This is a genomic window from Stenotrophomonas sp. CASM106, from assembly GCF_049384825.1.
Lineage (GTDB): Bacteria > Pseudomonadota > Gammaproteobacteria > Xanthomonadales > Xanthomonadaceae > Stenotrophomonas > Stenotrophomonas muris.
On record NZ_JBMRFS010000014.1, the window covers coordinates 17,612 to 41,295 of the forward strand.

Below are 23,684 nucleotides of genomic sequence, written 5' to 3' on the forward strand. Positions count from 1 at the left end.
CCGGCAACCTCATGGGCTTCGGTCGGATCGTGCAGCTGCCGGCCAGCGGCCGGCACTACCGTTCGGCGTCCAGTTCCGGGTAGTGGCGGAAGATGCCGTTGGTGTTGAACGGCAACCGCCGCTCCGAGGCCAGATAGGCGGCGATGTTCGGCCGCTTCGCCACCCGCTCCTGCAGCGCACGCAGCAGGGGCAGGGTCGGCGCCAGTGCCTGCATGCGGCGCGGGAACATGTAGTCCAGTCCGCTCAGCAGCTGGAACAGCGACAGATCAACATAGGAATGCTCGCGCAGTGCGTGGCGGCCACCATTGGCGGCCAGCACCTGCTCGAAGTAGCCGAGGAACTTCGGCAGCCGTTCGCCACGCAGTGAGGCGGCCCGTGCCTTGGCTTCGGTCTTCTGCTCTTCGTAGTACTTCGATGCGGCAATTGGATGGTGGGTGTCATGCACCTCGGCCACCAGATCAGCGATGGTCAGCTGCAACTGCAGTGCCTGCATCCGCCGCGAGGCCGCCTGCGGCACCAGGTCAAGCGGCGGGCCGAGAAAATCCAGGATCGCGGCGACCTGTGCAATGACCTGGCGGCCCGCCTTCAGGAATGGCGGCGCGAAGGGCTGCGCACCTTCACTGCTGCCATCGAGAAACGGCTGCATCACCGCATCGCCGTGCACCCGCGCCATGTCGATGTAGTCGGCGCCGGCATCTTCCAGCGCCAGGCGCACGAACTCGCCACGGCCCTGGATGCCGGTCCAGTAGTACAGCGCGTACTGCATGGCAGAGTCTCCACGGAACAGGACTCCTAGCCTCGCGCGGGTGGCGCAAAGCAGACGTGAGCGTGGACGACGCGTGCCTGAACCCGAACGGCAGCGGAACAGGCGGGGAACCGGCTGCACTCGATGGGGTCACACCTTCTCCATGCGTGTGAAACGAGGTGCTGCATCATGCAGAGTGGAAAGGCGGTCTGGCCCTGGGTGTTGGGTGTGGTGGTGATCGGTGGCGCGGGCGGCTGGTTGTTCCGCGATCAGCTGAAGAGCCTGGCCGACGGTGTCCCGGTGCCGGTGCAATCAACCCCTGCCAGTACCAGTGCACCGGCACAACCGCAGGCGGCCGCAGAGCCCGCGCCAGCACCACCATCGATCAGGCATCCGCTGGATACCGAGGCCGCCGCCGACCCGGCGCTGCCGAAACTGGCTGACAGCGACGCCGCGGCCTGGGGCGCACTGAGCCAGCTGTTCCAGGGCGAGGGACCGCTGACCCTGCTGCTGCGTGATCACCTGATCCAGCGCCTGGTCACCCAGGTCGACAACCTGGACAAGCCCAGCGTGCCGCCGACCGCGCTGGCCGCGCGGCCGCTGCCGGGCAACCTGCAAGTCGATACGGGCGAAGGCGGCGAACGCATCGCCGCCAGCAATGCGGCACGCTATGCGCCTTACGTACAGGCGTTCACTGCGCTGGACCCGGCGGCAACGGCTACCGCTTACAAGCGCTTCTATCCGCTGATCCAGCAGGCCTATGCCGACCTTGGCCGGCCCGAGGGCTATTTCAACGACCGCCTGGTCATGGTGATCGACCACCTGCTGGACACCCCGGAACTGGCCCAGTCGCCGCTGGTGCAGCGCGATGAACGCGGCCGCTATCGCTTCGTCGATCCCACCCTGCAGTCACGCTCGATCGGGCAGAAGGCCCTGCTACGCATGGATCCTGCACAGGCGCGGGCGATCAAGCAGCAGCTGCGGGCGATCCGCAGCGCGATCACCCGCTGAGCCCGTCCACCGTGCGGAACTGATCGGGATCAACGCGCCGACCACACGCGCTCCGGCATGCTGGCCGCAGGCTGACTGGCCCCGGGGTGCAGTCGCAGCCACCCTTGAAACCGGGTGGGGCAACCGCATCTTTCCAGCATTGCCGGCCCAGGCCGGCCCTGAAGACCGATGAGGATTCGCAATGCGGATGGACAAGCTCACCTCGCGTTTCCAGCAGGCGCTGGCAGACGCCCAGTCGCTGGCCGTGGGCCGCGACAACAGCATCATTGAACCGGTTCACCTGTTCAGCGCGCTGCTGGACCAGCAGGGTGGCAGCACGCGCCCGCTGCTGGCCCAGGCCGGGGTGAACGTGCCGGTGCTGCGCGAGCGCCTGACCGAGGCGCTGGACGCACTGCCGAAGGTATCCGGCCAGGCCGGCAACGTTTCGATGGGCAACGATCTGGGGCGCCTGCTGAACCAGACCGACAAGCTGGCGCAGCAGCACGGGGACGCCTTCATTGCCAGCGAATGGTTCGTGCTGGCGGCGCTGGACGATGGTGGCACGCTGGGCATGGCGCTGCGCGCCGCCGGTGCCGACAAGACGCGCCTGCAGGCGGCGATCGACAAGCTGCGTGGCGGCGAGAACGTGCAGTCGGAGAATGCCGAGGAGCAGCGGCAGGCGCTGGAGAAGTACACCATCGACCTGACCGCGCGGGCCGAGAGCGGCAAGCTCGACCCGGTGATCGGCCGTGACGAGGAAATCCGCCGCACCATCCAGGTGCTGCAGCGCCGGACCAAGAACAACCCGGTGCTGATCGGCGAACCCGGCGTGGGCAAGACCGCGATCGTGGAAGGGCTGGCCCAGCGCATCATCAACGACGAAGTACCCGAGGGCCTGCGCGGCAAGCGCGTGCTGTCGCTGGACATGGGCGCGCTGATCGCCGGGGCCAAGTTCCGCGGCGAATTCGAGGAGCGACTGAAGGGTGTACTCAACGACCTGGCCAAGAACGAAGGCCAGATCATCCTGTTCATCGATGAACTGCACACCATGGTCGGCGCGGGCAAGGCCGACGGCGCGATGGATGCCGGCAACATGCTGAAGCCGGCGCTGGCACGCGGCGAGCTGCATTGCATCGGTGCGACCACGCTGGACGAATACCGCAAGTACATCGAGAAGGACGCTGCGCTGGAGCGCCGCTTCCAGAAAGTCTTCGTCGGTGAGCCGTCGGTGGAGGACACCATCGCGATCCTGCGCGGGCTGAAGGAAAAGTACGCCGTGCACCACGGGGTGGAGATCACCGACCCGGCCATCGTGGCCGCCGCCACGCTGTCCAACCGCTACATCACCGATCGCCAGCTGCCGGACAAGGCCATCGACCTGATGGACGAGGCTGCCTCGCGCCTGCGCATGGAGATCGACTCCAAGCCGGAGGAGCTGGATCGCCTGGAACGCCGGGTGATCCAGCTGAAGATCCAGCGCGAGATGCTGAAGAAGGAAAAGGACGAAGCCTCGCGGCAGCGGCTGGCCGACCTGGAGAACGACATCGACGGGCTGGAGCGCGAGTTCTCCGACCTCAATGAAATCTGGAAGTCGGAGAAGGCTGCGCTGCAGGGCGCCACCAAGATCAAGGAGCAGGTCGAGCAGGCCAAGCTGGAACTGGAAGCCGCGCAGCGCCGCCAGGATTTCGCCAAGATGAGCGAGATCCAGTACGGCCTGTTGCCGCAGCTGGAAAAGCAGCTGGCCGCGGCCCAGGAAGCCGAGCACAAGGACTTCAAGCTGGTGCAGGACCGGGTCACCGACGAGGAGATCGCCGAGGTCGTGTCGCGCTGGACCGGCATTCCGGTCAACAAGATGCTCGAAGGCGAGCGCGACAAGCTGCTGCGCATGGAAGAGGTGCTGCACAACCGTGTGGTCGGCCAGGAGGAAGCGATCAAGGTCGTCTCCGACGCCGTGCGCCGTTCGCGTGCAGGCCTGTCCGATCCGAACCGTCCGGCCGGCTCGTTCCTGTTCCTCGGCCCGACCGGCGTCGGCAAGACCGAGCTGTGCAAGTCGCTGGCCGAATTCCTGTTCGACAGCGCCGACGCGATGATCCGCATCGACATGAGCGAATTCATGGAGAAGCACAGCGTCGCCCGCCTGATCGGCGCCCCCCCGGGTTACGTGGGCTACGAGGAAGGCGGCTACCTGACCGAGGCGGTGCGCCGTCGCCCGTACTCGCTGATCCTGCTCGACGAAGTGGAGAAGGCGCATCCGGATGTGTTCAACATCCTGCTGCAGGTGCTGGACGATGGCCGCCTGACCGATGGCCAGGGCCGCACCGTGGACTTCCGCAATACCGTCATCGTGATGACCTCGAACCTGGGCTCGCACCAGATCCAGGACATGAGCGCCGACGACAGCCCGGAGGCCTACACGCAGATGAAGGCAGCGGTGATGGGCGTAGTGCAGGCGCACTTCCGTCCGGAGTTCATCAACCGCCTGGACGACATCGTGGTGTTCCACCCGCTGGACAAGCAGCAGATCAAGCAGATCGCGCGCATCCAGATGCGCGGGCTTGAGAAGCGGCTGGCCGAGCGCGGGTTGAAGCTGGCGGTCTCCGATGCGGCGTTCGACCTGCTCGGCAACGTCGGCTTCGATCCGGTGTACGGCGCGCGCCCGTTGAAGCGTGCGATCCAGTCGCAGCTGGAAAACCCGCTGGCGCAGCAGATCCTGTCCGGCGCCTTCGTCAACGGCGATACCATCGAAGTCGGCAACGACGGTGGTCGCCTGGTGTTCGCCAAGGCTTGAACCGGTGGCGCCCCGGCCATGGCTGGGGCGCCATCCGAGCCTTGGCAGCGCACGATGGTCCTGTTTCACTTTCGTAAGGATGAGGAGAACCGCATGGACGTTGCCCGCAGGGCTTCACTCTGCATGACGCTGGCGTTGGCTGCTGTTTGTGGACACGCCGCGGCCGCCGAACAGGCCCAGCTGCCGCCGATGAAGGGCTACCAGCAGGCCCACCAGAGCACCGACGCGCAAGGCAACCGCATCACCGAGTACGTGCCACAGGGCCAGACCGTGCACGACTGGACCGACATGGTCACCGTCAACGATGCGCCGAACAGTGGCCATGTGAGTCCGCGTGAGTTCCTCGGCATCATCGAGGCGGGGTGGCGCATCGCCTGTCCGGCGGCGCAGAGCCACTGGATCCGCGAAGGTGAAGAAGGGGGACGGCCCTTCGCCCTGCTGATGCTCGGCTGCCCGCGGAATCCGGGGACAGGCAAGCCCGAGTTCACCTGGATCAAGGGCGTGCAGGGCAGGCAGGGCTTCCACACCGTGCAGAAGTCGTTCCGCTCCGAGCCGGAGAAGGAGGACGTCGTGCAGTGGATCGGCTGGCTGCGCGAGGTCGGGTTGTGCGGCAGCGGCGACGCACCGGCCTGCCGCTGACCGCAGAGGGAAAGGGCGCCCAGCGGCGCCCTTCATGCATCAGAAGCGGTGGGTGTAACCGCTCATCAGCCCGAACTGGTTTGCCTTCTGCACGATCGGGCTGTTGGCCGCATCGCCGAGCAGGCGCGTGCCTTCGGCCGAGATGTACCAGTTGCCGTTGCGGCCCACGCGGTGGCTCCACTTCAGGCCGACACCGGCACTGACCAGGCCGGCCTTCGGCTTGTGCTCGGCGAAGCCCGTGCGTTTGGCCTGTTCCGGGCTGACGCCGTACCAGGTCTGCATGTAGCCGCGGTTGCCGTAGTCGGTGGAAACACTGCCGCTGACCACGCCACCGGCCAGGTCGAACAGCGGCATGCTCAGGTTCAGATGGATCTGCTGGGTGGCCAGGCCGTTCTCGGCCTTATCCTCGTCCTTGCGGGTGAACTGCCAGGAGCCGCTCAGCACGGCTTCGCCCAGCGTATAACCAGCCGAGACGCCGACCAGGGGACGGGTATCGATATCACCCATGCCGCGCAGGAAGTCCGAACCGCCCAGCAGCGAGTCCTTGTCCTTGCGGATGCCGCTGGCGCCGACATAGGCACGCACGCGCGTGTGCTCGCCGAGGGAGGTGCCCCAGCCGATGCCACTGGTGCCCAGAAACCATCCCCCCGGCGAGGTGACATCAAAGGACAGCGACGGCGTCGCACGATACTCCTCGCTGCCGCTGTAACGCGGTGCCACGCCGCCACCGGCGGCGAGCTCGAAGGTCCAGTGGTCATCCTTGGCGTGGGCGATCGGGGCGGCGAACAGCGGCAACACGGCCAGGCAGAGCAGGGCGGGGGAACGGCGAAGCTGGGACATGGAAACTCTCGGCAATGGGAGGAAAGCAGCGCGCGCATCCGGCGAGTGCTGCAGGGTTGCCAGCGTGGCGATATGCCGGCGACCGATCCGTCCGCAGTTGTGCGGGAGTTGTAATCAACTGTAATCGCGCCCTTGGGCGTTCAGCTGGCAGCCAGCGGCCAGTGCATTTCCAGGCGCGCGCCGCCCAGCGTGGCGCGACTGATGCGCAGCTCGCCGCCGTGGCGGGCTGCAATGCGGCCGACAATGGCCAGGCCCAGGCCGAAGCCGCCGGTATCGCGGCTGCGGCTGTCGTCCAGGCGGGTGAACGGGCGCATCACCTTCTCCCGATCGGCTTCGGCGATGCCCGGGCCGTCATCGTCCACGCGCAGGCAGGCGCGGCCGCTGATACCGACCAGCGAGACCTCCACCTGCGAACGCGCGTGGCGCAGCGCATTGCCGACCAGGTTGCTCAGCGCCAGCTGCAACAGGCGTGGCTCGGCATCCACTCGCGGCAACGCGCTGGGCTGCACGCGCAGGACAATGCCGGCACGTTCGGCATCGCGGCGGGCATCGGCCAGGCAGGCCTGCAGCCAGTCGTTGGCTTCGATGCGCTGCATCGGTTCGCCCTCGCTGGGATGCTCCAGCCGTTCGTAGGCCAGCAGTTCGCTGACCAGCCGGTTGAGCTCGGCCAGGTCGCCGTGCAGGCCCTGCGCCAGCCGTTCGCGGCGTTCGCGGTCATCGCTGTCCTGCATCAGGTCCAGGCCGAAGGCCACCCGCGCGATAGGCGTGCGCAGTTCGTGCGAAATGGCATGGGTCAGGTCGCGCTGGCGCTGCACCAGTTCGGCCACGCGTGCCGCCATGCGGTTGGAGTGTTCGACGATGACCCGGATCTGCGAGCGGGGCGAAACCTGCGCACGTGCCTGCAGGTCGCCGGAACCGATGCGGTCGGCGTGCCGGCGCAGTGCTTCCAGGTCGCGCCAGAGCAGGCGCACCCAGGCATACAGGCTGGCGCCCACCAGCAGCAGGATGCTGAGGTAGGCGGCGATGGTCATGTACGTCGTCATCTGCACCGCGCCGGGCAGGCGCAGGTGCAGCCAGCGGCCGCCGATGCCGTCGATGGGCAGCAGCACCTGCTGGTACTGATCGCGCACGACGAAGCCATCGGCCTTCACGGCCTCCTGTTCCTGCGCGTCGAGCGCGGGAGGTTTGTCGAGCAGGGTCAGGGCGATGCCGTAGTGTGGCTGCCACTGTTGCAGGCGCTCACGCTGCTGGACGGCGTCCAGGCCGGCCAGGCCACTGCGCAGGGCGTACACCTGCCCGCGCACCTGCTGCACGAACACGCGATCCTGCACGGGCGTGTAGATGCCATCCAGGATGTGGTTGAGAAAGAACACCGACACCAGGAAGCAGGCGCCGGTGATGAACCACAGCCACAGGAACAGCCGCTTCATTCCGACCAGGCCGCAGGATTGAACTGGTAGCCGCGCCCCCACACGGTCTTGATCCGCCGCGGTTCGCGCGCATCGTCGCCGAGCTTGCGGCGCAGCTTGCCGATGCAGACGTCGACGCTGCGGTCCAGACCGTCGAAGCCGATGCCGCGCACCGCTTGCAGGATCTGGTCGCGCGACAGGATCTGCCCCGGCTGGCTGGCCAGCAGCCACAGGATCTCGAATTCCGTGGTGCCCAGCTCGACCGGCTGGCCGTGCAGGTGCACCTCGCGCTGCATGCGATCGATCAGCAGCTCACCATGCATCAGCCGGCTGGGGGTGCCGGTGTTGCTGCTGCCGTGGCGGCGGCGCAGCAGGGCGCGCAGGCGGGCCAGCAGCAGGCGTGGCTCGATCGGCTTGTGCACATAGTCATCGGCACCCGATTCCAGGCCCAGCACCTGCTCGATGTCGTCCTCACAGGCGGTCAACATCAGGATCGGCACATCGGAGAAGCTGCGGATCTGCCGGCACACATCGATGCCCCCCAGGCCGGGCAGCATCAGGTCCAGCACCACCAGCTCCGGCGCATGCTGGCGGCAGGCGGCGCTGGCGAGGTCGCCGCGTGCCACGTGCTGCACGGTGAAGCCATGTTCGTGGAGATAGTCGCTGACCAGTTCGGCCAGGCGACGGTCGTCCTCCACCAGCAGGACCGACGTGGGCGAACTGCTGGCAGGGGGAGTCCAGGGGGATGGCTGCATGCGTGGGGCCTCCGTTCCCAGGCAGGAGCGCCCGGCGGCGCAGCCTAGCAATGCCCCACGACGACTGCCTGAATCGCGGCCAACCTGATAACCGCGGGTACGGACGTCATCGCCAGCGGCTTTCAGCGGGCGGCCCCGGCTGGCCTATGGTGGCGGTTTCCCCGGATGGAGCCTGGTGCAATGAGCGACCCGCAGTGGCAACTGGAAACCCTGGCCGTGCACGGCGGTTACCGTCCCGACCCGACCACCCGCGCGGTGGCGGTGCCGATCTACCAGACCGTGGCGTATGCCTTCGATGACACCCAGCACGGCGCCGACCTGTTCGACCTGAAGGTTCCGGGCAACATCTACACGCGCATCATGAACCCCACCACCGACGTGCTGGAGCAGCGCCTGGCCGCGCTGGAAGGCGGCATCGGCGCGCTGGCGCTGGCCTCGGGGCAGGCCGCGATCACCTATGCCATCCAGACCATCGCCGAGGCCGGCGACAACATCGTCGCCTCCAGTGCGCTCTACGGTGGCAGCCTCAACCTGCTGGCGCACACGCTGCCGCAGTACGGCATCCAGGCGCGCTTTGCCGATCCGGCCGACCCGGCGGCGTTCGCCGCGCTGATCGACGACCGCACCAAGGCGGTGTTCGTCGAATCGATCGGCAACCCGCGCGGCAATGTCACCGACATCGCTGCGATCGCCGAGGTCGCGCATGCCGCGGGCGTGCCGCTGATCGTCGACAACACCGTGGCCACGCCGTTCCTTCTGCGCCCGTTCGAGCACGGCGCCGACATCGTGGTGCATTCGCTGACCAAATACCTCGGGGGACACGGCAACAGCCTGGGCGGCGCGATCATCGATTCCGGCCGCTTCGACTGGACCGCACAGCCCCAACGCTTCGCACGGCTCAACCAGCCCGACCCCAGTTACCACGGCGTGGTCTATACCGAAGCCCTGGGGCCAGCGGCCTACATCGGCCGCGCGCGGGTGGTGCCGCTGCGCAATACGGGCGCTGCGTTGTCGCCGTTCAACGCGTTCCTGATCCTGCAGGGCATCGAGACCCTGGCCCTGCGCATGGAACGCATCAATGCCAATGCGCTGGCCGTTGCGCAGTTCCTGAAGGCGCATGCCAAGGTCGCCTGGGTGCGCTACGCCGGACTGGCCGACGACCCCGAGCATGCCGCCGCGCAGCGCTATCTGGGTGGACACGGCTCGGGCGTACTGACCTTCGGTCTGCCCGGTGGGCGCGAGGCCGGCGCCCGCTTCCTCGATGCGCTGAAGCTGTTCACCCGCCTGGTCAACCTGGGCGATGCGAAGTCACTGGCCACCCATCCCGCCTCGACCACCCACCGCCAGTTGGATGCGGCGGAGCTGGCCAAGGCCGGCGTCAGTGAAGACACCGTGCGGCTGTCGATCGGCATCGAACATATCGGCGACCTGCGTGCCGACCTGGAGCAGGCCCTGGCCGGCGCCTGATAGCTGCGCGCTTGGTCGTCATCGCCACAGGCGATCTCCGCCGGCGCCGCGATGGGTTACGGTGGAACTGCCTCTCCAAGGCGTGGCAACGTGGCGATCCAGATCCCCGGTCGATGCGGGTCGACCGGGGATTTTTTTTTTTCCGGGGTCAGATCCGTTTTCCTGTGGAAAACGGATCTGACCCCGCGCGCCGCCGTGTCGACCAAGGTCGACACCTACCAACAGCAGCGGGGAACTGTCGAAGGCGGGGTGGGTCCGGTTGCGGGAGTGTCCGCGGCATGGATGCCGCGGCCAAGCCCCCATGGAAGGGTTTACGGCGTCTCCCGCAACTGGACCCAACCCCGCCATCCCACGGAATGCCAGCTTTTGCTCTAGTTGTTGCTGTTGCCGTTGTTTCGGCAGGTGCGGGGCTGCAAGCCCTGCCGCACGCACACCCCTCACACCACCGGGATGCTGTGCTGCCCCAGGTTCCGGTACGGCGGCGTGGACATGATCATCTCCGCCAGCGAATACGCCAGCTCGCGCTCGGCCATCACCGTGCCATCGGCGCCGTGCTCCAGCAGATGCTTCACCTCGGCATCGCTGTGTGCGCGCGCCAGCAGGGTCAGGTCCGGATTGATCGCCCGCAGCTTGGCCAGCGCCTCACCGGCTTCCAGCGGCTGCGGAATCGCCAGCACCGCGATCTTGGCGCGCTCCGGATGGGCCTCGGCCAGCACCCGGTCGGCGGCGGCACTGCCGCGGATCGCCGCCAGGCCCTTGGCATGTGCCTGCTCGACGTGTTCCTTGTTGTCATCGATCACCAGCACCGGCACGCCACGGTCGCGCAGCACCTGCGCCAGTTCGCTGCCGACGCGGCCGTAACCGATCACGATGGCGTGGTCATGCAGGTCGCGCGACGGGCCGATCGCTTCGGGCGGCTCGGGTACCTGCGGAGACTGCTCCTGCTTGGCCTGCCAACGGTCCAGCAGGCCGAACACCAGCGGGTTGAGCATGATCGACACCAGCGCGCCGGCCAGCACCAGCGACTGGCCTTCCTTCGGCAGGATCTGCAGCGCCACGCCGAGGCCGGCGATGATGAAGGCGAACTCGCCGATCTGCGCCAGGCTGGCCGAGATGGTCAGCGCGGTGCTGGTCGGGTGGCCGAACGCACGCACGATGAAGAATGCCGCCGCCGACTTGCCGAACATGATGATGGCGACGGTGGCCAGCACCTGCCACGGATGCTGGACGAGGATGTTGGGGTCGAACAGCATGCCGACCGACACAAAGAACAGCACCGCGAACGCATCGCGCAGCGGCAACGAATCATGCGCGGCCTTGTGGCTCAGCTCCGATTCGTTGAGCAGCATGCCGGCGAAGAACGCGCCCAGCGCGAACGAGACGCCGAACAGCATCGCCGAGCCGAACGCCACGCCCAGCGCGATCGCCAGCACCGACAGGGTGAACAGCTCACGCGAACCGGTACCGGCGATGCGCTCGAGGATCCACGGGATGACCCGCCGACCGACCACCAGCATCACCGCCACGAACAGGCCCAGCTGCACGAAGGTCCAGCCGATGTCGGCCAGCACGCTGCCGAGCGAGTGCGATTCCTTGGCCGCGTCAGGACCGAACACACCGGCCATCACCGGCATCATCACCAGCGCCAGCACACAGGCCAGGTCTTCCACGATCAGCCAGCCGACCGCGATCTTGCCGCGCATCGTTTCCAGCAGGCGGCGTTCCTCCATCGCCCGCAGCAGCACCACGGTACTGGCGGTGGCCAGCGAGAAACCGAAGATGACGCCATGGATGGCCGGCCAGCCCATCAGCGAGGCCACGCCCCAGCCGAGCAGGGTGGCCACCGCGATCTGCCCAATGGCACCGGGAATGGCGATCGCCTTGACCGCCATCAGGTCCTTCAGCGAGAAGTGCAGGCCGACACCGAACATCAGCAGCATCACGCCCAGTTCGGCCAGCTGGTTGGCCAGCGCCTGGTCGGCGACGAAGCCGGGGGTGAACGGACCTACGCAGATGCCAGCAACCAGGTAACCGACCAAGGGAGACAAGCGGAGCTTGTTGGCCAGCGCGCCGAAGATGAAGGCGAGCCCCAGGCCAACGGCAACGATGTTGATCAGGTCGGTGTCATGGTGCATCGGCACTCGCAGAAAGCAGGGGGATACCCCGATTTTCACCGAAGCGGCCAGATACGGCAAACCCGCCGTCCACGTGCCGTGGCCGGCGGGTTTGTCCACGCATTTCTCCTCTACCCCCGCCATCGGCGCGCCCCTTCAACAAGAAGGGGCGCTCCTCCAGACGCGGCCCGGGTATGCCGGCCAGCGGCCGGCACTACCCCTTACCAGGTGTACTTGATCCGCCCGTACACATACGCGCCGTTGAAGCCGAACGGCGAATAGTTGCTGTACGGCAGCATGCCGAAGGTCGAGTTCTGCAGGTCTTCGGTGCGGTCCGGGTACTTGTCCAGCAGGTTGTCGGCGCCCACGGTCAGGGTCCAGTTGCTGCTCGGCTTGTAGCTGGCCGAGGCATCCACCACCCAGGCGTCGCCGTAGGTCTGGTCACGCAGCGCGGTGGCCGAGTTGCGCACGGTGAATTTGCCGTAGCGGGTGGCGGCCAGGCCCAGTTCCCAGTGGTCCGAGCGCCAGGTGCCGCTCAGGATCGCCTTGTCGCGCGGGTAGCTGTCCTCGATGCGGCCAATTTCATCGCGACCGATCAGCGACTGGGTCAGGCCCAGCGTGCCGAACACCGGCGGGGTGCCGCCAACGCGGCGCACTTCGGTGTCGTTGTAGCTGTATGCCGCGGTCAGCTCCAGGCTGCTGGCGCTGAACGGTACCGTGTAGCTGGAGACGAAGTCGACACCGCGGGTGCGCGTATCCAGGCCGTTGGTGAAGTAGGAGAACGCGGTCACCTGCGGCAGGCCCAGGGTGCCCAGCAGCGTGCTGGTCGCGGCATTGGTGGTGATGCTCGACGACAGCGCGATGCGGTCATCGATGTCGATCTGGTAGGCATCGACGGTGATGTACAGGCGGTCGACCGGCTGCAGCACCAGGCCCAGGCTGTAGGAGGTGGAGGTCTCGGCCTTCAGCGGCGAGGCGCCCAGCGCCTGCGCGGCCTGGCTGGTGGTCGGGAAGGTGCCGCGCTCGACGAATACGCCATTGAGGAACTGGCTGGTCACCGCCTGGTAGCCCTGCTGCGCCAGCGAGGGCGCGCGGAAACCACTGGAGGCGGTGGCCCGCAGCGCCACCTTGTCGGTGAACGCGTAGCGCGCCGACAGCTTGCCCGAGAAGCGGTCGCCGAAGTCCGAATAGTCTTCGTAGCGGCCGGTGATGCCGGCCGAGAACTTCTCGGTCAGGTCCGCTTCCAGGCCGGCGTAGACCGCGTAGTTGTGGCGGTCGGCATGCACTTCATTGGTCGGGGTGAAGCCGCCGAAGCCCTGCGCGCCACTGCCGGTGTACGAGTTCAGTTCGCCCGGGTTCTGGTCCCACTTCTCCTTGCGGTACTCACCGCCGAAGGACAGCGTGACCGGGTAGGCCAGGCCCCAGTCCAGCGACTTGGTCAGGTCGGCATTGAAGATGTCCTGCTGGTACTTCAGCGTGCCGTCGTAGAACGAGCGCGGGCTGGTCGCACCCAGGCTGTAGTTGATGCTGTTGCGGGTGTGGAAGTCCAGGGTGTTCTCGCCGTGATTCAGGCTCAGGTCCCAGGTCCAGCCGTTGTCGGTGTTGCCCTTGACCCCGGCCACCAGCGAGCGGTCCTTGGAGTACTGGTTGATCTCCGGCACGAAGCCGTCCGGATAGGTCTGCGCCAGCAGCGCGCTCTGCCCGCTGTGGTTGCGCGAACGGTAGAACGCGAACGAGGTGATGTCGCGGTTGCTGAGCAGCGCGCTGGCGTAGCCGGTCACGTGGTCGCTGAAGTCGAAGCTGGCGTTGGCCGAGGCCGCGGTGGCATCCACGCGCGGGTCGCCGACGATGAAGGTCTTCTGGCCGATGCTGGGGAAGTTGCCGGTGTTCGGCGTGGTGCCGCGGTACGGGCCGGCGCGGTTGCTCTCGTCCTGCTGGCTGATCTGGCCGGCCACGTGCACGCGGCCGCGGCCGTTGCCGAACTCGACGCCGGTGTCGCCGGACAGCTGGTACTTGTTGCCGTCACCAGCCGAGTACTGGCCGTAGTCCACTGCCAGGCTGCCGCCACTGCCGCTGCCCTTGAGCACGATGTTGATGACGCCGGCGATGGCATCCGAGCCGTACTGCGCCGACGCACCGTCGCGCAGCACTTCCACGCGCTCGATCGCGGCGATCGGGATCGCGTTGATGTCCACCGCCGACGAGCCACGGCCGATGCTGCCGTTGACGTTGATCAGCGCCGAGGTGTGGCGGCGCTTGCCGTTGACCAGCACCAGCACCTGGTCCGGCGACAGGCCGCGCAGCTGCGCCGGGCGCACGCCGCTGGTGCCGTCGGTCAGCGCCGGGCGCGGGAAGTTCAGCGAGGGCAGGGCGCGCGACAGCGCGGTGGCCAGTTCACTGGTACCGGTGGACTGCAGCACTTCGGGGGTGATGATGTCGATCGGCGACTGCGATTCGGCGACCGTGCGGTCGGCCACGCGGGTGCCGGTGACGATCACCGTATCCAGGGTGTTGGCGGCGGTGCCGGTCTGCTGGGCAGCGGCGACGAACGGAGAGCCACCGAGTGCGACAGCGACGGCGGCGGCGATCAGGCTGGTCTTGCGGGTCATCGGGATGGGGCTCCGGTTGGCGGGGGGCGGCACCGGAATCGACATCACGGGGGTGAGGCGGACGGCGGTTGTTGCGGTGCGCAAAGCAGGAATTAACGGGATATTCAGTGGCTGTCAAATGCCGGTCATCGGGAAAAACGTTGCAGAAGCAACCATTTAGCCCGGATCGGCAGTCGCGGGGAGGGGACCCGGGAGGCGCGCGGCGAGGACGTGGGAGAGAGGAACGCCGGCCGCCGCGCATCCCGGGGCGCGTCAAGTATTCGTTAACGCTAGAATTGCGTCGCAGGAACAGTGCTCACCAGCACATTCCATTCGGTTATATGGACGCCTTCCCCCATGATTTCGCTTCGTAATTTCGCCTTGCGCCGCGGCGAGCGGCTGCTGTTGTCCAATGTCGACCTGACCCTGCATGCCGGTTACCGGGTGGGTGTGGTCGGTCGCAACGGTGCTGGCAAGTCCAGCCTGTTCGCGGCGGTGAAGGGCGAGCTGGAGGCGGACAAGGGTGACGTCGACCTGCCCGGCAAGGTGCGCATCGCCAGCGTGGCCCAGGAGACCCCGTCGCTGCCCGACCCGGCGCTGAGCTTCGTGCTCGGCGGCGACATCGAGGTCGCCGCGGTGCTGGCCGCCGAGGCCGACGCGACCGCCCGCGAAGACTGGGAAGCGGTGGCCGAGGCGCACACGAAGATGGCCGAGCTCAACGCCTACGACGCCGAAGCGCGCGCCGGCAAGCTGCTGCACGGCCTCGGTTTCCCGGCAGAGACCCACCACCGCGCGGTGTCTTCGTTCTCCGGTGGTTGGCGCGTGCGCCTGAACCTGGCGCGCGCGCTGATGATGCCCAGCGACCTGCTGCTGCTGGACGAGCCGACCAACCACCTGGATCTGGACGCGGTGTACTGGCTGGAACAGTGGCTGCTGAAGTACCCGGGCACCCTGCTGCTGATCTCGCATGACCGCGAGTTCCTCGACAACGTGGCCACCCACACCCTGCACCTGCATGGTGGCGGCGCCAAGCTCTACCCGGGCGGCTACACCGATTTCGAGCGCCAGCGCGCCGAACAGCTGCGCCAGCAGCAGATCGCGCACGAGAAGGAACAGGCCGAGCGCGCCCACCTGCAGAGCTTCATCGACCGCTTCAAGGCGCAGGCCAGCAAGGCCGCGCAGGCGCAGAGCCGCATGAAGCGCCTGGCCAAGCTGGCCGGCACCGAAGCGGTGCGCGCCGAGCGTGAGTTCCGCATCGAGTTCGCGCCGCCGGCCAAGCTGCCGTTCTCGCTGATCCGCCTGAACCACGTCGAGGCCGGCTACGGCAAGGACGCGGTGATCCTGCATGACGTCGGTTTTGGCCTGGAAGCGGGCCAGCGCATCGGCCTGCTCGGCCCGAACGGTGCCGGTAAGACCACCCTGGTGAAGACCCTGGTGGGCGAGCTGGCGCCGATCGTTGGCGAGCGCATGGCGCATCCGGACCTGAAGATCGGCTACTTCGCCCAGCACACGGTGGAGTCGCTGCACGAAGGCCAGTCGCCGATGGAGCACTTCCGCGAGATCGCCCCGGACGCACCGAACCAGTCCTTCCGCGATTTCCTCGGCAAGTGGAACTTCCCGGGCGACCGTGCATTCGAGCCGGTCGATGGGTTCTCCGGTGGCGAACGCGCGCGTCTGGCGCTGGCGCTGATTGCCTGGCAGCAGCCGAACGTGTTGCTGCTGGACGAACCGACCAACCACCTTGACCTGGAAATGCGTGAAGCGCTGGCCGAAGCGCTGGCCACCTTCGAAGGCGCGATCGTGATGGTCTCGCATGACCGCCACCTGATCGGCCTGGTCTGCGATACCTACTGGCGCGTGGCCGATGGCGTGGTCGAGCCGTTCGATGGCGACCTGGACGCCTACGCCGCGTGGCTGCGCACCCGCCCGCAGGCGCAGGGCACCAAGGCACGCATGGAGCAGGTGGAAGAACCGGTGGTGGTCAAGACCGCGCCGGTGGCGCAGGTGGTGCAGAAGAAGCCGGTGAACCCACACAAGCTGGCGGCTGCCGAGGCCAAGGTGGCCGAACTGGAGAGCGCGCTGGCCGAGCTCGACCGCCAGCTGGCCGATCCGGCCAACTACGCCGATGCGACCCGCATGGCGGTGATCGGCCGCGACCGCGAAACCACCGCCGCGCAGCTGGAGAAAGCCGAAGCGGCGTGGATGGAGCTGCTGGAGTCCTGATCACGCAGAAAAAAAGGGGACGGAGGGGATTAAGTCGTTTGTGCCACAAACGACTTAATCCCCTCCGTCCCCTTTTTTGTTACGTGCCCTGCGCCTGCAGCCATTCGCGGAACCGCTTGGCCGGTTCGCGCTCGGCGCGCGAGCGCAGCCGCGTCAACCAGTAGCGGCCCAGCTCCAAGGTGGTGCCGAAGGGCTGCAGCAGGCGGCCTTCGGCCAGTTCCTGCTCGAACATGCACAAGGGCAGCAAGGCCACGCCGGCGCCCCCGGCGGCGGCCATCGCCACCGTCAGTGAGGAATCGAACACCGGCCCGCGGGCTTCCACGCCGCTCACCCCGGCCGCCTGCAACCAGCGCGGCCATTCGTCGCTGCGGTAGGAACGCAACAACGGCAGTGTGGCGAGGTCGCGCGGTTGCTTCAGCCGCCGCGCCAATGCCGGTGCGCACAGCGGCGCGAACGGCGCATCCAGGATCGCCGTGCAGGCCTGTCCCTGCCAGTCGCCATCACCGAAGCGGATCGCCAGGTCCAGCCCTTCGCCGGCCAGGTCGATGCGGTTGTTGTGGGTCTGCAGGCGCAGCTCGATGTCCGGGTGCGCCGCCTCGAACGCCGCCAGCCGTGGCAGCAGCCAGCCGGTGGCAAAGGTACCGACCACGCCCAGCGTCAGTACTTCCCGGGCCGGTCCGCCGGTGTAGCGCGCGATGCTGGCGGAAATGCGCTCGAACGCTTCGTTGAGCACCGGGTACAGCGCTGCCCCTTCATCGGTGAGCGCCACGCCGCGTGGCAGGCGATGGAACAGGCGGATGCCAAGCCGGTCCTCCAGCCCACGGATCTGATGGCTCAGCGCGGCCTGGCTGACACACAGCTCCAGCGCGGCACGGGTGAAGTTCTGGTGGCGGGCGGCGGCCTCGAAGGCGCGCAGCGCGTTCAGGGGCAGGGTAGGGTGCAACATCGCGCAGCCGTGAGCTGGAGTGATGGCTGATCCTAACGCTTCAACGATGGATTTCGGAAATTAAGGGGTTGAATGCGTCAGGCATTAATTCACTTCATGCCTCCTGTTGATTTTTTTGCGCTGGTCGCCCCCGATAGCGCCTTCAATAATCGAGCGGTCCCCAGGAGAACCCGTATGCTCGCCCGTCGCCGATTCCTGCAGTTCAGTGGTGCTGCCGTGGCTTCCTCGCTTGCCCTGCCGCTGCTGGCACGTGCTGCGGGCAAGACCACCGCCAACGCACCCACCGATGCCACCCTCACCGCCGCCACTGACTTCGCCGCGCTGGAAAAGGCCTGCGCCGGGCGCCTCGGCGTGACCCTGCTGGACACTGCCAGCGGTCGCCGTTTCGGCCATCGCCAGGACGAGCGCTTCCCGATGTGCAGCACTTTCAAGAGCATGCTGGCGGCCACCGTGCTCAGCCAGGCCGAGCGCACGCCGGCATTGCTGGACACCCGCGTGCCGGTGCGCGACGCCGATCTGCTCTCGCACGCACCGGTCACCCGCCGCCATGCAGGCAAGGACATGACGGTGCGCGATCTGTGCCGTGCCACGATCATCACCAGCGACAACACCGCCGCCAACCTGCTGTTCGGCGTGGTCGGTGGCCCGCCCGCAGTGACCGCGTTCCTGCGCGCGAGCGGTGATGCGGTGAGCCGCAGTGACCGGCTGGAGCCGGAGCTGAACAGCTTTGCCGAGGGCGATCCACGCGATACCACCACGCCGGCGGCGATGGCCATGACCCTGCAGCGCGTGGGGATGGGTGAGGTGCTGAAACCGGCTTCGCGGCAGCAGCTGGCCGACTGGCTGATTGACAACGAAACCGGTGATGCCTGCCTGCGTGCGGGCCTCGGCAAGCGCTGGCGCGTTGGCGACAAGACCGGCAGCAACGGTGAAGACGCGCGCAACGACATCGCCGTGCTGTGGCCACTGGCCGGCGGCGCACCGTGGGTGCTGACGGCTTATCTGCAGGCAGGTGCGATCAGCTACGAGCAACGCGCTAGCGTGCTGGCACAGGTGGGGCGCATTGCCGATCGCCTGATCGGATGAGGTAACCGGGAGTCATCCAGAAACGGCTTGCCGGATCGGTCGGGCGCGCGCATCCTGCGCGCGTTCGAACCCCACGGAAGACCCCGATGAGCCATGAGTTGATCTACCTGCTGCTGATCTTCGCGCTGCTGGTGATCCCGCGCGCACTGCAGCGCTTCAGCCTGCCGGCGCCGTTGACCTGCCTGCTGTTCGGCATCATCGGCATGCTCTGGCTGGGCGACCAGGCACACGACGCGGTGATCGGCCTGCTGGCCACGCTGGGCATTTCCTCGCTGTTCCTGTTCGCGGGCCTGGAAGTGGATCTGCAGGCGCTGCGGCGTGGCATGTGGCCGCTGCTGGCGCACCTGGTGATCCGTACCGGCACGCTGTTCGGCGTGGGCTGGCTGGCCTGGCGCTATGCGGGGCTGCCATGGCAGGCCGCTGGGCTGCTGGCGCTGGCGCTGCTGACGCCCTCCACCGGCTTCATCATGGATTCGCTGTCGCGGCTGGGCCTGAGCGAGGACGAGAGGTTCTGGGTCACCAGCAAGGCCATCGCCGGCGAACTGCTGGCGCTGGCGGCGTTGTTCATCGTGCTGCAGGCCGGCGACCCGGGCCACATGGCGCTGTCCAGCCTGGCCCTGCTGGCGATGATGATCGGCCTGCCGCTGCTGTTCATTGCGCTGGGCCGCTGGGTGGCGCCGCACGCGCCGGGCTCGGAGTTCTCGCTGCTGGTGATGGTCGGCATGGTGGCGGCGTACATCACCTATCTGCTGGGCGTGTATTACCTCGTGGGCGCGTTCATCGCCGGCCTGGTCGCGCGCCTGCTGCACCAGCGCATGCCGCTGCTGGCCTCGCACGAGAACCTGCACGCGCTGCGCCTGTTCGCCTCGTTCTTCGTGCCATTCTATTTCTTCAATGCCGGCACCAAGGTGCCCAGCGAAGCCCTCAGTTTCGAGGCGCTGGGGCTGGGCATCGTGATCACCCTGGTGGTGCTGCCGCTGCGCATCGGCGTGGTCTGGCTGCAGCGCCGGGTGATGTTCGGCGAGAGCTTCCGCAGCAGCCTGCGCGTCTCGCTGGCGCTGGCCCCGACCCTGATCTTCACCCTGGTGCTGGCGGCGATCATGCGCGAGCGTTTCCAGATTCCGGCGGTGCTGTTCGGCGCGCTGCTGCTGTACGCCGCACTGACCACACTGTTGCCGTCGCTGGTGTTCCGCACACCCTTCGACGTCGATCCGGTGGAGCAGGAGCCGGCGGGCGAGGGCGAGTCCGCGCCGGTAGCGGCCACCGAGACGCGGCCGGAACCTCACATCGCCGAACGCTGACCGGTTGCCGCGCGCGGTTTGCGCCCGTCGGCCATGGCCGTTAGGGTTGGGGCATGAAACTGCCTGCCGTTGTCACCGCTTCCGCCCTCCTGCTCAGCCTCGCTGCCTGCTCGCAGCGTTCCGATACGGTCGCGCATGATCTGGCGACCGCACCGGCCGATGCCTTCATGGCTGCCATCGCCGCGCATTGCGGCCAGGCCTATGAGGGCCGGGTGGTGGAGGACACGCCGGCACCGACCGGCAAGGACCCGTTCGCCGGCCAGCGCCTGGTCATGCATGTGCGCGGCTGTGCCGACCCCGCCCATGAACTGCGGATTCCCTTCCATGTGGGGGATGACCATTCGCGCACCTGGGTGCTGACCCGCACCGGAAACGGCCTGCGCCTGAAACACGATCATCGCCACGAAGACGGTAGCCCCGACGCGATCACCCTCTATGGCGGCGACAGCACGCCACCGGGCACCGCCGAGCGCCAGCGGTTCCCAGCCGACTCCGATTCGGTGGCGATGTTCCGTCGTGCCGACATGCTGGCCTCCACGCACAACACCTGGGCGATGGAGATCGACCCCGACCAGACTTTCGTCTACGAACTGACGCGCCCGGAAGGCCGCCGTTTCCGCGTGAAGTTCGACCTGAGCAAGCCGGTCGAGCTGCCGCCCGCACCGTGGGGCGACGAGAAGGCGCCAGCACCCTGATCTTCGGGTCGGATCCCTCCTGCGGAGGGTCCGACCCGGTCACTGCATGAACCCACGGGTCAGAGCCCTGGCCGTCGGCCAAGGATCCGACCCCGGGGCTCAGCGCGCGCTGAAGCGTGCGCGGCAGCCGTTGCTCACCCACACCTGGCCGCGTGCATAGCCCCAGCTGCGGCCTTCCTGGCAGGCACTGCCGGACAGCTGCTGCTGCAGCACCGGCCGGCCCTGGCGCTCATCCCAGTCGCAGTTCTGCGTGCGGTTGTTGTTGCTGCTGCAGGTGATCGAATAATTGCTGTTGCCGCCGCCCCAGCCACCGCCGCCGCCCCAGCCGCGGGCCTCGGCGAACTCGGCGCGGCAGCCGTTGCTGACCCAGACCGCGCCGTTGCGCACGCCCCAGGTGCGGCCTTCATCGCAGGGGCTGCCGGACAGCTGGCGGACCAGGCGGGCGTTGCGCCAGCCGACCGGGCAGCTGCGCTCACGGTTGCTCTGGCTCTCGCAGCGGATGGTTTCGCCGGGACGGCCGTTGTTGCCGCCCCAGCCACCGCCATTGCCACCGCCCCAGCCGCCGCGGGCTTCAACGAACTCGGCGCGGCAGCCATTGCTGACCCAGATGCTGCCATTGCGGCTGCCCCAGGTGCGGCCCTCGTCGCAGGCGCTGCCGGACAGCTGGCGGACCAGCTGCGCATTGCGCCAGCCGGTGCTGCAGACACGTTCACGGTTGTTCTGGCTTTCGCAGCGGATTACCCCGTCCTGCGCAGCGGCCGGAGCAGAGGGCAGGGCGAGCACGGCCAGAGTGCTCAGGGTCACGGCCAGGCTGGCCAGGGACAACGATTTCATGGCGGCATCCCATACGGTGGCAGGTGCCCGACTATAGGGACCGGGGCGATCAAGCCGGCGTGACTGCCCGGATTTGCCCCGGCCGGGGCCTCGGCCGCAGAATACGAGGCTTTCCGGCCCCCATCCGGTGCCGGCGTTCTCCAGCGGAGCTTCCCCCCATGCGTACCCACTTCTGCGGCCTGGTCGACGAGACCCTGATTGGCCAGACTGTCACCCTCGCCGGCTGGACCGACGTGGCCCGTAACCAGGGCGGCGTCTGCTTCATCGATCTCCGCGATCATGAAGGCATCGTGCAGGTGACCGTGGAGGTCGACAACGCCGACGTGTTCGCCGTGGCCGCGTCGCTGGGCTATGAGGACGTGCTGCAGGTGGAGGGCGTCGTGCGCGCCCGCCACGCGGTGAACGACAAGATGCGCACCGGCAAGGTGGAAGTGATCGCCACCGCCATCACCGTGCTGAACAAGGCCGCCCCGCTGCCGTTCCACGCCCACGAGAACCCGGGCGAGGAAACCCGCCTGAAGTACCGCTACCTGGACCTGCGCCGCCCCGAAATGCAGCGCATGCAGCGCACCCGCATCAAGCTGGTGCAGGCGCTGCGCCGCCACCTGGACGAAAAGGGCTTCCAGGACATCGAGACCCCGATCCTGACCAAGGCCACTCCGGAAGGCGCGCGCGACTTCCTGGTGCCGGCGCGCATGCATCCGGGCGAGTTCTACGCCCTGCCGCAGAGCCCGCAGCTGTTCAAGCAGATCCTGATGGTGGCCGGGTTCGACCGCTACTACCAGATCGCGCGCTGCTTCCGCGACGAGGCCCTGCGTGCCGACCGCCAGCTCGAATTCACCCAGCTGGACATGGAGTTCGCCTTCGTCCGCGAACGCGATGTGCAGGACTTCGTCGAGGACATGATCCGCGCCATCTTCAAGGAAGTGGTCGATGTCGAGCTGGATGCCAGCTTCCCGCGCATGACCTGGGCCGAGGCGATGCGTCGCTATGGTTCGGACAAGCCGGATCTGCGCATCGCGCTGGAACTGGTCGACGTGGCTGAACTGGTCAAGGACAGCGAGTTCCCGGTGTTCACCGGCCCGGCCAACGATGCCGAAGGCCGCGTCGCCGCGCTGCGCATCCCGGGCGGCGCGTCGCTGAGCCGCAAGCAGATCGACGAGTACGCCGCGCATGCCGCCAAGTACGGCGCCAAGGGCCTGGCCTACATCAAGATCGCCGACAACGGCGAAGTCAGCTCGCCGATCCAGAAGTTCTTCAGCGAAGAGCGCTTCGCGGCGCTGGTGGCCCATGTCGGTGCCGGCAACGGCGATATCGTGTTCTTCGGTGCCGGTGGCTACAACAAGGTCTCCGACTTCATGGGCGCGCTGCGCCTGAAGGCCGGCAAGGACTTTGGCCTGGTCGCCGACGGCTGGGCACCGCTGTGGGTCACCGACTTCCCGATGTTCGAGTGGGACGAGGAAGAACAGCGCTACGTCGCCCTGCATCACCCCTTCACCGCACCGGCCGTGGACGACATCGCCGACCTGCGCGCCAATGCCCGTACCGCCGTCTCGCGCGGTTACGACATGGTGCTCAACGGCAATGAAATCGGCGGCGGTTCGATCCGTATCCACCGTCCGGACATGCAGAGCGCGGTGTTCGAGCTGCTGGGCATCGGTGCCGAAGAGGCCCGCGCCAAGTTCGGCTTCCTGCTCGACGCGCTGAACTACGGCGCGCCGCCGCACGGTGGCATCGCCTTCGGCATCGACCGCATCGCCGCGCTGATGGCCGGAACCGAGTCGATCCGCGACGTCATCCCGTTCCCGAAGACCACCGGTGCACAGGATCTGATGACCGACGCGCCGTCGCCGATCGTCGACGCGCAGCTGGCCGAAGTGCACATCCAGGTTCGCCCCAAGACCAACTGATCAGGAGATCCAGGCAATGACCGAGTTTGCGTTTTCGCTGGAGTGGGAAAAGCTGGGCAATGAAGGCTCCGAGGCCACCCTGGTCACCGAGCGTGCACGCGTGTTCGGGGGGTGGCTGGTCCGCGTCGGTACCAATCCGGCCGCGATGGCCCTGACCTTCGTCGCCGACGGCGAAGGCCGTTGGGACGGTGAAGACTTCGGCGTCGAGGACTACGAGGACGACGAAGAGGAAGAAGAGTACGACGAGGACGAGGAAGGCGAGGAAGAAGAGGACGAGGACGAAGAGGAATACGAGGAAGAGGGCGAGGAAGAAGAAGCGGAATCGCCTGGAAAGGCTTGACCCGCGCTTCGCCC

18 protein-coding genes are annotated in these 23,684 nt (G+C 67.4%); 10 read left to right on the forward strand and 8 right to left on the reverse strand.

Features of this window, described 5'->3' with window-relative positions; translation table 11 throughout:
- Nucleotides 1–55: 55 nt before the first annotated feature.
- Nucleotides 56–766, reverse strand: coding sequence for a glutathione S-transferase (locus tag VG556_RS20905; RefSeq protein ID WP_059035206.1), 711 nt, complete (start codon nt 764–766; stop codon nt 56–58).
- Nucleotides 767–934: 168 nt separating this feature from the next.
- On the opposite strand from VG556_RS20905, the gene VG556_RS20910 reads away from it, so the two are divergent.
- From VG556_RS20910 to VG556_RS20920, 3 genes are all read left to right on the forward strand, one after another.
- Nucleotides 935–1,756: a DUF3014 domain-containing protein gene (locus tag VG556_RS20910; RefSeq protein WP_014648183.1), complete on the forward strand. Its 822-nt coding sequence runs from the start codon at nt 935–937 to the stop codon at nt 1,754–1,756.
- Between the two features lie 181 nt (nt 1,757–1,937).
- The gene (gene clpB, locus VG556_RS20915; RefSeq protein WP_012481080.1) at nt 1,938–4,523 is read left to right on the forward strand and encodes an ATP-dependent chaperone ClpB; all 2,586 of its coding nucleotides are present in this window, start codon (nt 1,938–1,940) and stop codon (nt 4,521–4,523) included.
- A 93-nt stretch (nt 4,524–4,616) separates the two neighbouring features.
- A complete protein-coding gene (locus VG556_RS20920; protein ID WP_238381477.1) occupies nt 4,617–5,162 on the forward strand; it encodes a hypothetical protein in 546 nt (181 codons plus the stop codon).
- 39 nt (nt 5,163–5,201) lie between these two features.
- Here VG556_RS20920 and VG556_RS20925 read toward each other — a convergent pair whose 3' ends face one another.
- The 3 genes from VG556_RS20925 to VG556_RS20935 all read right to left on the reverse strand — a co-directional run bounded on the left by VG556_RS20925 (nt 5,202) and on the right by VG556_RS20935 (nt 8,166).
- Entirely contained in the window at nt 5,202–6,002 is an 801-nt protein-coding gene (locus VG556_RS20925) for a MipA/OmpV family protein (protein WP_100450495.1), read from the reverse strand.
- A gap of 140 nt (nt 6,003–6,142) precedes the next feature.
- Nucleotides 6,143–7,432: an ATP-binding protein gene (locus VG556_RS20930; RefSeq protein ID WP_049407037.1), complete on the reverse strand. Its 1,290-nt coding sequence runs from the start codon at nt 7,430–7,432 to the stop codon at nt 6,143–6,145.
- Nucleotides 7,429–8,166: a response regulator transcription factor gene (locus VG556_RS20935; RefSeq protein WP_049407034.1), complete on the reverse strand. Its 738-nt coding sequence runs from the start codon at nt 8,164–8,166 to the stop codon at nt 7,429–7,431. The genes VG556_RS20930 and VG556_RS20935 overlap by 4 nt, the downstream gene beginning before the upstream one ends.
- A 180-nt stretch (nt 8,167–8,346) precedes the next feature.
- Between VG556_RS20935 and VG556_RS20940 the strand changes: the two genes are divergently transcribed.
- The gene (locus VG556_RS20940) at nt 8,347–9,633 is read left to right on the forward strand and encodes an O-acetylhomoserine aminocarboxypropyltransferase/cysteine synthase family protein (protein ID WP_100450494.1); all 1,287 of its coding nucleotides are present in this window, start codon (nt 8,347–8,349) and stop codon (nt 9,631–9,633) included.
- Between the two features lie 437 nt (nt 9,634–10,070).
- Here VG556_RS20940 and ybaL read toward each other — a convergent pair whose 3' ends face one another.
- A complete protein-coding gene (gene ybaL, locus VG556_RS20945) occupies nt 10,071–11,768 on the reverse strand; it encodes a YbaL family putative K(+) efflux transporter (protein ID WP_041863753.1) in 1,698 nt (565 codons plus the stop codon).
- Between the two features lie 200 nt (nt 11,769–11,968).
- Nucleotides 11,969–14,356, reverse strand: a complete 2,388-nt coding sequence (locus tag VG556_RS20950) for a TonB-dependent receptor plug domain-containing protein (protein WP_100450493.1) — start codon at nt 14,354–14,356, stop codon at nt 11,969–11,971.
- 336 nt (nt 14,357–14,692) lie between these two features.
- Between VG556_RS20950 and VG556_RS20955 the strand changes: the two genes are divergently transcribed.
- Nucleotides 14,693–16,558 carry an ABC-F family ATP-binding cassette domain-containing protein gene (locus VG556_RS20955; RefSeq protein ID WP_100450492.1) on the forward strand — a complete coding sequence of 622 codons (1,866 nt, stop codon included), beginning with the start codon at nt 14,693–14,695 and terminating at the stop codon, nt 16,556–16,558.
- 79 nt (nt 16,559–16,637) lie between these two features.
- Here the strand turns inward: VG556_RS20955 and ampR are convergent, their stop codons facing one another.
- Nucleotides 16,638–17,504, reverse strand: a complete 867-nt coding sequence (gene ampR / locus VG556_RS20960) for a LysR family transcriptional regulator AmpR (protein ID WP_049440344.1) — start codon at nt 17,502–17,504, stop codon at nt 16,638–16,640.
- Between the two features lie 174 nt (nt 17,505–17,678).
- Between ampR and blaL2 the strand changes: the two genes are divergently transcribed.
- The 3 genes from blaL2 to VG556_RS20975 all read left to right on the forward strand — a co-directional run bounded on the left by blaL2 (nt 17,679) and on the right by VG556_RS20975 (nt 20,586).
- On the forward strand, nt 17,679–18,590 hold the full coding sequence (blaL2, locus tag VG556_RS20965) for a L2 family extended-spectrum class A beta-lactamase (protein ID WP_100450491.1): 912 nt from the start codon (nt 17,679–17,681) through the stop codon (nt 18,588–18,590).
- An 86-nt stretch (nt 18,591–18,676) separates the two neighbouring features.
- Nucleotides 18,677–19,891: a cation:proton antiporter gene (locus VG556_RS20970; protein WP_032958940.1), complete on the forward strand. Its 1,215-nt coding sequence runs from the start codon at nt 18,677–18,679 to the stop codon at nt 19,889–19,891.
- Between the two features lie 53 nt (nt 19,892–19,944).
- A complete protein-coding gene (locus VG556_RS20975; protein ID WP_049406173.1) occupies nt 19,945–20,586 on the forward strand; it encodes a hypothetical protein in 642 nt (213 codons plus the stop codon).
- A 99-nt stretch (nt 20,587–20,685) separates the two neighbouring features.
- Here VG556_RS20975 and VG556_RS20980 read toward each other — a convergent pair whose 3' ends face one another.
- Nucleotides 20,686–21,420 carry a DUF3011 domain-containing protein gene (locus tag VG556_RS20980; protein WP_032958942.1) on the reverse strand — a complete coding sequence of 245 codons (735 nt, stop codon included), beginning with the start codon at nt 21,418–21,420 and terminating at the stop codon, nt 20,686–20,688.
- Between the two features lie 158 nt (nt 21,421–21,578).
- On the opposite strand from VG556_RS20980, the gene aspS reads away from it, so the two are divergent.
- Together aspS and VG556_RS20990 are read left to right on the forward strand one after the other, a co-directional pair.
- Nucleotides 21,579–23,330 carry an aspartate--tRNA ligase gene (gene aspS, locus VG556_RS20985; protein WP_046432163.1) on the forward strand — a complete coding sequence of 584 codons (1,752 nt, stop codon included), beginning with the start codon at nt 21,579–21,581 and terminating at the stop codon, nt 23,328–23,330.
- Nucleotides 23,331–23,346: 16 nt separating this feature from the next.
- The gene (locus VG556_RS20990; RefSeq protein ID WP_032958945.1) at nt 23,347–23,670 is read left to right on the forward strand and encodes a hypothetical protein; all 324 of its coding nucleotides are present in this window, start codon (nt 23,347–23,349) and stop codon (nt 23,668–23,670) included.
- Nucleotides 23,671–23,684 lie beyond the last annotated feature (14 nt).